Below are 8,364 nucleotides of genomic sequence, written 5' to 3'. Positions count from 1 at the left end.
GGCGCACGCGCGGACGCCCACCGCACAAGGCAAGCCGCGAGCCGCGAGCGCGCGGGTCAGCCGACGAGCTCGTCGACCGGGCGGCTGGCGCCGGGGTCGGTGGGGGTCGGCGGGGGAGCGGTGCGCGAGCGGGGGCGCCAGGACCGACGTCGCCCGACGACCGAGGCCGGCCACCAGGCGGCGCGGCGTACCTCGCGTGGCGTGACCCCGGCCGCGAGCGCCTGCTCGACGAGCTCGGCGTCGGCCCGGAACCGCTCGGCGGTGAACGCCTCGGGCTCGCGGGAGTAGCGGCTGTGCTCCAGGGCGTGGACGAGACGGTCGAGCGCCGCGGCCGCCTCGGGGGCCTGGTCGCGCCCGCGACGCGGACGGTCGGGTCGCTCGCCGCCGGCGGTCGGGCGGGCCAGGAGGCGTCCGAGCCACTCCCCGGTGCGGCGGGGGCTGCGCCCGTGCGGCCAGTCGTGGCCGAGGTCGCGGGTGACGTCCTGCAGCTCGACCCAGAGGTCCTCGACGTCGCCGGCCAGCCGGCGCTGCCGCCGGGAGGCGCGGACGAGTCGCGGGGTGAGGAGCAGCACCGACAGGAGGGCGAGGCCACCGAGACCGGCGAGCAGCGGCACCCACGGCACCGAGGACGACTCCTCGTCGGCGGTGCCGGTCGCAGCGCTGGCCGTCTCGCCGCGCTCGGGGAGCAGCTCGCTGGAGCGCGACACGCTCGGTGACGGCGCCTGGCTCACCGGGGCGATCTCGGCGGTGGTGTATCCGGGCACCTGGCCGGCACGCGCCTGGGGGGTGGGCTCGAAGCGCACCCAGCCCGACCCGGGGAAGTAGAGCTCGGGCCAGGCGTGCAGGTCGTGGGAGGAGAACTCCCACGCGCCGTTGGTGGCGCGGGTGGGCTCGAGGAACCCGACGGCGACGCGGCTCGGGATGCCCAGCACCCGCGCCATGATCGCCATCGACGCGGCGAACTGCTCGCAGTAGCCGACCTTGTCGTCGAGGAACGCCAGGAGGTCCGCGCCGCCGCTGCCGGCGGACTCGACCTGCGACTTGTCGTAGCGGAACCCGCCGTCCTCGCGGAACCAGCGCTGCAGCACCTGCGCCTTCTGGAACCGGGTCGGGGCGTCGGCGGTCACGCTCTGGGCGAGGCGTCGGATCTCGTTGTTGAGGCTGGGCGGGACGTCGGTGAAGATGCCGGCGACCGAGCCCGCGCCCGACACCGCGTCGTTCATCTGCTGCTCGTCGTAGGTGAGCTGCACCCCGGTGAAGTCATAACTGCTGTCGGCGGTGGTGATGTCGTCGCGGGCGGCGATGAAGTCGCGGGTGTTGACGTCGTAGCGCCACTCGGAGCCGGCGGAGATCCGGCTGACCTGCTCGGTGGTCGGCAGCCAGGTGGAGTCGAAGTCGGGCCCGACGCGCACGTCGTACTGGAAGTCCTTGCGCCTCACCGCCGTGCTGACCCCGTCGAGCGGGGGCATCACGCCGGTCGCGGACTGGTCGTCGGGGATCTCCCGGTCGCCCGGGGTCCACGCCTGGCCGTTGAAGCGGGTGAGGACCGAGATGCGGAGGTACGACGGCTTGGGCCCCGACGTCGTCACCCACAGCAGCGGGACGTCCGCGCCCTGGGCGAGGTCGCGGCGCAGGTCGACCATCGGGTCGTTGACCGTCACCTCGCGGGTGCCGGGCCCGTTGCCGTCGTAGACCGACATGCTCATCGTCGGCACGGCCGCCGGGACGACGACGGCGAGGGCGATCGCCGCCCCGCCCAGGGCGACGGCGGTGTTGCTGATCGCGCCGGTCCGCACGGAGAACGCGCCCCGCTCGCCGTCGGGTGCCCGGCCCCAGCTGGCGACGTGGTCGCTGTGCTGGAGGAAGACCAGGACCAGGAAGAGCCCGGCGATCGCGACGAAGAGCCACCACGAGACGGACTCGCCGGTCACCGCCACCGGCAGGGTGTACGCCGCCAGCAGCACGAGGCCGGCGACCGGCGCTCGTCGCAGGGTGCAGGCCACCGCGTCGACCGCCACCAGCACCAGCGTGCCGCCGATCAGCAGCAGCGGGTGCACCGGCGGCACGCCGGCCTGCACGGGGGCGGCGTACTGGCGCGAGGAGTCGAGGGCGTCACGGACCATCGCGAGGAAGAGGTCGACGTTGGCCGGGGTCGGCAGCGGCGATCCGGTGGTGGTGCCGAGGACGAGCAGGGCGCCGACGACGAGCTGCGCCAGCACGACCAGGACCCCGGGGACGCGGCTCCAGCGGGCGACGGCGCCGCCTCCCGCGAGCACGGCGCCGATGAAGAGGAGCGGGATGCCGACCTCGGCGAAGCCGGCCGTCAGCACCCGCCACGACAGGACCGTCACCCAGGCGGCCAGGGCGGCGATGCCGGACACCTGCAGCTGGTGGGGCAGGGTGCTCCACCCGCCGCCGCGCACGCCGCCGCGCGACAGGCCGCTCATCGGCCTGCTCCGGCGGCCGAGGTGGCGCGGCTCTGCTGCAGGCCCAGCTCCTGCCACGCGGTGTCGAGCCGGTCGCGGGGCCCGACCGTCACCGAGCGCCAGCCGCTCGCCGTCAGGTGCGCCGCGGACCCAGGGCCCGGCTGCACCGGCAGGTGGGGCGCCCACGCGTCGACGTCGAGGGCCACGGCGAGGTTGGCCGAGGCGTGGTGCTGCAGCCGGCGGAGGAAGGGGAGGTCGTGGTCGGCGAGGTGACCGAAGACACCGACCACGAGCCCGCCGTTGCCCTCGGCCAGCCACTGGGTGTCGGGCGTGGGGGAGTGGTCGAGCTGCACGACCGCCAGCGCCTCGAGCAGCGGGATGGTGCTCGCCTCGGCGGTCTGGGAGTGCCACTGGGTCTCGCGGCTGTCGCCGGAGGCGGTGACGAGCCGGACCGTGTAGCCCTGGCGGGTGAGGTGGACCGCGATGGAGGCGGCGGCCGAGACGGCGCCCTCCAGCGAGCTGGCCGCCCCCTGCCCCCGGTGCGAGGTGCCGCGGTTGTCGAGGAAGACCGTCGCGCGGGACTGCCAGGGCTGCTCCTCACGCCGGACCATCAGCTCGCCGACGCGGGCCGAGCTGCGCCAGTGCACCCGGCGCAGGTCGTCACCGCGGCGGTACTCGCGCACCGTGACGTCCTCGGCGCTGCCGGTCGCGAAGGCCCGCGGCCGGTTGTCGCCGGACCCCGTCCATGCCCCGCCGAGGGGGATCGTGGGAAGCACCGTGGTGCGAGGGGTGACGGTGAGCCGGCTGGTGGCGTGGAAGGTGCGGCCGAGCTCGACGAAGCCGAACGGGTCGGTGACGCGGACGGTCATCGGCCCGATGTCGAACTGACCGCGCAGCTCCGAGCGCACCTGGTAGGTCGCGTGGCGGCGCCAGCCGTGCCCGAGGCCCTCGAGCACGAAGCGCGGCCTGGTGCCGAGGACGTAGGGCAGGCGCTCCTCGAGCAGCAGCACGCCGGTGGGGGTGCGCGACTCGTTGGAGACGGTGAGCTCGACGGTGGCCGGCTGGCCGGCGACGACGAGCTGGGGCGAGACCGTGCGCACCAGCGCGAGCCGGTAGCGCGAGCGTCCCACCCACCACGCGGTGAGCAGCGGCAGCACGGCGACCAGCACGCCGATGCGCACCAGGGACGAGTGCCCGACCACGATCGCCGCGGCCACCGTGGTCACGCCGGCGGCGAGGAACGCCCGCCCGCGGACGGTCAGTGCGGCGAGTGCCTCACGCACGGCTGCCGCTGGCGTCGGGGACCGGCACCGACTCGACGATGCCGGACAGGATGGCGGCGGTGGTGCGGCCGCTCATGGTGGCCTCGACGTTGGGCAGCAGCCGGTGCGCGAGGACGGGCGAGGTGATGCCGTGCAGGTCGTCGGGCAGGACGTAGTCGCGACCCTGGGTGGCCGCGACCGCCTTAGCCGCGCGGACGAGGTGGAGCGTCGCGCGGGGCGACGCGCCGAGGTGCAGGTCGGGGCTGGTGCGGGTCGCTGTGGTGAGCGCGACGGCGTAGCGGTGGACCGCGGGAGCCACGTGCACCCGGCCGACGATCTCGATCACCTTGCGGATCTCGCCCGCGTCGGTGACCGGCTCGAGGTCGTCGAGCGGGTTGTGGGAGGTGTGGCCCTCCAGCATCGCGATCTCCGCGGACTCCACGGGGTAGCCCACGGACACGCGCGCCATGAAGCGGTCGCGCTGCGCCTCGGGCAGGGCGTAGGTGCCCTCCATCTCGATCGGGTTCTGGGTCGCGATCACCATGAACGGCTTCTCGAGCTGGTAGGTCGCGTTGTCGACGGTGACCTGGCGCTCCTCCATCGCCTCGAGGAGGGCGGACTGCGTCTTGGGGGAGGCCCGGTTGATCTCGTCGCCGACCACGATGTTGGCGAAGACGCCGCCGGGCCGGAACTCGAACTCACGGGTGTCCTGGTTGAACACCGAGACGCCGGTGACGTCGGAGGGGAGCAGGTCGGGCGTGAACTGGATGCGGCGCACGGAGCAGTCGATGCTGCGCGCGAGCGCCTTGCTGAGCTGGGTCTTGCCCACGCCGGGGACGTCCTCGATGAGGAGGTGACCCTCGGCCAGCAGCACCACGAGCGCGGCGTTGACGACGTCCGGCTTGCCGGCGATGACCCGTTCGATGTTCTGGCGGACCGCGCCGGTCACCCGTCGCACGGTGTCCAGGTCAGGTGCAGGCCCGGTTGCCCCAGTGGTCACGTCTCTCTCGTCCCCTCGCTCGCGCTGCGCACCACGGTATGTGGTGCGCGCAACATACCTGTCCACAGCCCGCCGGTCCCGGCCCGCGACCCGACCGTCACCGGACCGTCACCGAGCCGTGGGACGGAGCGTGGGCGTCGTCGGGCCCCCCGCGGCCCCACCCCACCCCCGGTCGATCCCCGTCCTCCCCACTTTCCCCCACCACGGGACGCGGATCCTCCCCACCCGCGCTCCACCCGGCCGCTCCACCGCGGCAGATGGGCGTGGATCGGCCCCGTTCCGCGCCCGGGCGGCCCCGTCAGCGGCGTGGAGCGCGTCGGCCCACGAGCCCGCAGGAACACGGAAATTCGTGGGTGCAACACGCCCGTTCTGGTTGACGGTGGAGCGAAGTGGAGTAATGTGGTGCGAAGTGGGGGACAGGGTCGATCTGCCCGCCGAGCAGGGGAGGTGCCGGATGTTCTTCGGCACGTACACGCCCAAGCTCGACGAGAAGGGACGGCTCTTCCTCCCGGCCAAGTTCAGGGACGAGCTGACGGAAGGACTCGTGGTGACCAGGGGGCAGGAGCGCTGCCTCACCGTCTGGTCGCTGGAGGACTTCGGGAAGCTCACCGACCGGCTCCGCGAGGCGCCGGTCACGCAGAAGAGCACCCGCGACTACGTCCGCATGCTGTTCGCCGCCGCCAGCCAGGAGGTGCCGGACAAGCAGGGTCGGATCAGCATCCCGGCACCACTGCGGGAGTACGCCTCGCTCCGCAAGGAGTGCGTGGTCATCGGGTCGATGAACCGGATCGAGATCTGGGACCCCACGGCGTGGGCGACGTACTCGGAGGAGCAGGAGCAGAGGTTCTCCGACCTCAGCGACGAGGTCTTCCCCGGGATCTGAACCACCAGCACCACGAGCAGCACGACAACACCAGAGCTGACACCAGGACCGCACCACCAGGTCTCGAGCCCGCTCCCTCTGAGCGCCGTCTGGGGCACTTCCCCGGCACCAGAAGGCACTTCCCCATCAGGGGAGCGGGCAGGGACCTGGTGCGGCGGCTCACCCCGTGCCACACGACGGGGGGTGTCAGCCGCACCGCCAGCAGCAGTCCCGGCAGTTCCAGCAGCACACAGCACCGAGTGGGGTCGAGACCATGAGCAGCACCCAGTCCTGGGAACGCACCAGCGCGGCACCGCCGCTGCGGGTGCGCGAGCAGGCGCGCGAGGCTGTCGTCCTGGTCGCCTTCTCCGCCGCCACGGCCTCCGGCCTGGCCCTCGCACTGCTCCTGCTGACCCACCTGGGACGCCAGGGCTGACCCCGTGACGACTCCCCGCCACGCCCCGGTGCTCCTCGACCGGGTCGTCGCCCTGCTGGCGCCTGCGCTCGAGCGGCCCGGCTCGGTCTACGTCGACTGCACGCTCGGCCTCGGCGGCCACAGCGAGGCGGTCCTCCAGCGGCTCCCCGAGGCCCGCGTCGTCGGCATCGACCGCGATCCCGAGGCGCTGCGGATGTCCCGCGAGCGGCTGGCCCCCTTCGGCGAGCGGTTCACGGCCGTCCACGCGGTCTACGACGAGCTCCCCGACGTCGTCGCCGGCCTCGGGCTCGACCACGTCGACGCCGTCTTCTTCGACCTCGGGGTCTCCTCGATGCAGCTCGACGTGCGCGAGCGCGGCTTCGCCTACGCCGAGGACGCCCCGCTCGACATGCGGATGGACCCGACCACCGGGCCGACGGCCGCCGACCTCCTCAACACCGCGACCCCGCAGGAGCTCACCCGCATCCTGCGCGAGTACGGCGAGGAGAAGTTCGCGAGCAAGATCGCCCGCGAGGTGGTACGCCGCCGCGAGAGCACCCCGTTCTCCCGCAGCGGCGACCTCGTCGAGCTGCTCTACGCCACCATCCCGGCCCCGGCGCGACGTACCGGCGGACACCCCGCGAAACGGACCTTCCAGGCCCTGCGGATGGCCGTCAACGACGAGCTCGGCGTGCTGCGGCGCGCGATCCCGGCCTCGATCGACGTCATCGGCGTCGGTGGCCGCGTGGTCGTGGAGTCGTACCACTCGCTCGAGGACCGGCTCGTCAAGCGGGTGTTCGCCGACGCGACGAGCCTCGACGTGCCGCCCGACCTGCCGTTCGTGCCCGAGGGCGCCGAGCCCGCGCTGCGCCTGGTCACCCGCGGTGCCGAGCAGGCCGACGAGCACGAGATCGCCGAGAACCCCCGCGCCGCGTCCGTCCGCCTGCGCGCGGTCGAGCGCGTGCGGCCCGCCCCCACCCCGACCCGCTCCGCCTCCCGCCACCTTCCCCCTGGAGTCGCCCGATGAGCAGCCCCGCCCTGCAGCCACGCACCCGCGTCACCCGGATCGCCCAGGAGGCCGTCGACCGGGCGCGGCTCACGGTCGTCCCGCGGGTGCGCACGCGCGCGCCGCGGGTGCCGTTCGTGACGCTGGTCAGCCTCGTGCTGGTCGCCGGCGTCGTGGGGCTCCTGCTCTTCAACACCTCCATGCAGCAGGCGTCGTTCTCGGCGTCCAACCTGGAGGACCAGGCCGACTCGCTCGCGGCGCGCGAGCAGACGCTGCGCATGGAGCTCGACGACCTCCGCAACCCGCAGCGGGTCGCCACCGAGGCCCAGCAGATGGGCATGGTCATCCCGGCCGCCCCCGCGTTCCTCGACCTGCGCACCGGCAGGACCAGCGGCGTACGCACCCCGGCCGTGCCCGAGGACGCGATCCGGCTGCTGCCGCCGGCGCCGCCGATGCCGGCCGTCCTGGCGCCGCCGCCGGTCACCGTCGAGGCCCCGGCGGCCCCGACCACCACGACCACCGAGCAGCCGGCGGACGGCACGCAGCAGCAGCAGGCGAACCGTGGCGGGGGCCACGGCAAGAAGCGCTACCGGTGACGGCGCGGGCGCGTCGATCCGCGCCCGCCGCGACCTAGATTGAGGCGACAGGTCCACCGCGAACGCGTGCGGACCGGGACAAGGAGGACCAGTGCCCAGCACCCGCACCAGGCGTGGGGCCTCGCGCGGCGCACCGATGCTGCGACTGCGGATCGGCTTCGTGCTGATCGCGATGGTGCTCTCGTTCTTCGGGGCACGGCTCGTCCAGCTGCAGGGCGTGGACCCGGGCTCCTACGCCGCGATGGCCGCGGCCGAGGGCGCGGTCCGGGTGCCGCTGGTCGCCGAGCGCGGTGACATCCTCGACCGCAACGGCATCCCCCTGGCCGACTCGATCAAGGGCAAGGTCGTCTTCGCCGACCCGTCGCTCACTGCCGAGCACGCCCCGGAGATCGCCCGGATCCTGTCCGACCGGCTCTCGATCGACTACTTCAAGACCCTCACCGCCCTGCGCGGGCGCAAGGAGGGCAGCCGCTACGAGTACGTCGCCCGGCGCGTGCCCAGCACGCTCGCCACCGACACCGTCGACGAGCTCGAGGAGGACGGCTACCGGGGCATCGGCCTCGACGACGACCCGATCCGCGACTACCCGGCCGGCGACGTCGCCGCCAACCTGATCGGCTACATGGGCACCGACGAGCCGCTCGGCGGCTTCGAGCGCACCTTCGACAAGCAGCTCGCCGGCACCGACGGCGAGGCGACCTGGCAGTCGAACTCGCGCAGGAGCATCCGCATCCCGCTGCGCGACAGCACGATCACCGAGCCGCACGACGGCGCCCCGCTGCGCACCACCATCGACC

At 73.7% G+C, this 8,364-nt stretch carries 8 protein-coding genes; 5 read left to right on the top strand and 3 right to left on the bottom strand.

The genetic code is table 11. The features are described from left to right. Positions 1-56: 56 nt before the first annotated feature. From ACFFJG_RS02235 to ACFFJG_RS02225, 3 genes are read right to left on the bottom strand one after another with little or no spacing between them, the layout of a single operon-like run. On the bottom strand, positions 57-2,447 hold the full coding sequence (locus ACFFJG_RS02235; protein WP_378516980.1) for a transglutaminase TgpA family protein: 2,391 nt from the start codon (positions 2,445-2,447) through the stop codon (positions 57-59). Then, positions 2,444-3,709 carry a DUF58 domain-containing protein gene (locus tag ACFFJG_RS02230; RefSeq protein ID WP_378516979.1) on the bottom strand — a complete coding sequence of 422 codons (1,266 nt, stop codon included), beginning with the start codon at positions 3,707-3,709 and terminating at the stop codon, positions 2,444-2,446. The genes ACFFJG_RS02235 and ACFFJG_RS02230 overlap by 4 nt, the downstream gene beginning before the upstream one ends. Continuing rightward, positions 3,702-4,688, bottom strand: a complete 987-nt coding sequence (locus ACFFJG_RS02225) for an AAA family ATPase (protein ID WP_378516978.1) — start codon at positions 4,686-4,688, stop codon at positions 3,702-3,704. Before ACFFJG_RS02225 ends, ACFFJG_RS02230 begins: the two co-directional genes overlap by 8 nt. Before the next feature lie 454 nt (positions 4,689-5,142). Between ACFFJG_RS02225 and mraZ the strand changes: the two genes are divergently transcribed. The 5 genes from mraZ to ACFFJG_RS02200 form a co-directional block, all read left to right on the top strand. After that, positions 5,143-5,571 carry a division/cell wall cluster transcriptional repressor MraZ gene (mraZ, locus tag ACFFJG_RS02220; protein WP_121139302.1) on the top strand — a complete coding sequence of 143 codons (429 nt, stop codon included), beginning with the start codon at positions 5,143-5,145 and terminating at the stop codon, positions 5,569-5,571. Between the two features lie 253 nt (positions 5,572-5,824). Further along, positions 5,825-5,986, top strand: coding sequence for a hypothetical protein (locus tag ACFFJG_RS02215; protein ID WP_378516977.1), 162 nt, complete (start codon positions 5,825-5,827; stop codon positions 5,984-5,986). 4 nt (positions 5,987-5,990) lie between these two features. Beyond that, positions 5,991-6,992: a 16S rRNA (cytosine(1402)-N(4))-methyltransferase RsmH gene (gene rsmH, locus ACFFJG_RS02210; protein ID WP_378516976.1), complete on the top strand. Its 1,002-nt coding sequence runs from the start codon at positions 5,991-5,993 to the stop codon at positions 6,990-6,992. Beyond that, on the top strand, positions 6,989-7,567 hold the full coding sequence (gene ftsL, locus ACFFJG_RS02205) for a cell division protein FtsL (RefSeq protein WP_378516975.1): 579 nt from the start codon (positions 6,989-6,991) through the stop codon (positions 7,565-7,567). The genes rsmH and ftsL overlap by 4 nt, the downstream gene beginning before the upstream one ends. 91 nt (positions 7,568-7,658) lie before the next feature. Continuing rightward, a partial coding sequence (locus ACFFJG_RS02200) for a penicillin-binding protein 2 (RefSeq protein WP_512700163.1) occupies positions 7,659-8,364 on the top strand: 706 nt, incomplete at its 3' end.

Origin of the sequence: Nocardioides zeicaulis, from assembly GCF_042432345.1 — a bacterium.
Lineage (GTDB): Bacteria > Actinomycetota > Actinomycetes > Propionibacteriales > Nocardioidaceae > Nocardioides > Nocardioides zeicaulis.
The sequence above is the reverse complement of the archived record's forward strand: the minus strand, read 5'-3'. Positions and strand labels throughout refer to the sequence as shown.

Bases quoted from the DNA above. Each gene is read 5' to 3' on its own strand.
- mraZ (WP_121139302.1), top strand. From the start codon at position 5,143: ATGTTCTTCGGCACGTACACGCCCAAGCTCGACGAGAAGGGACGGCTC.
- ACFFJG_RS02215 (WP_378516977.1), top strand. From the start codon at position 5,825: ATGAGCAGCACCCAGTCCTGGGAACGCACCAGCGCGGCACCGCCGCTG.
- ftsL (WP_378516975.1), top strand. From the start codon at position 6,989: ATGAGCAGCCCCGCCCTGCAGCCACGCACCCGCGTCACCCGGATCGCC.
- ACFFJG_RS02235 (WP_378516980.1), bottom strand. From the start codon at position 2,447: ATGAGCGGCCTGTCGCGCGGCGGCGTGCGCGGCGGCGGGTGGAGCACC.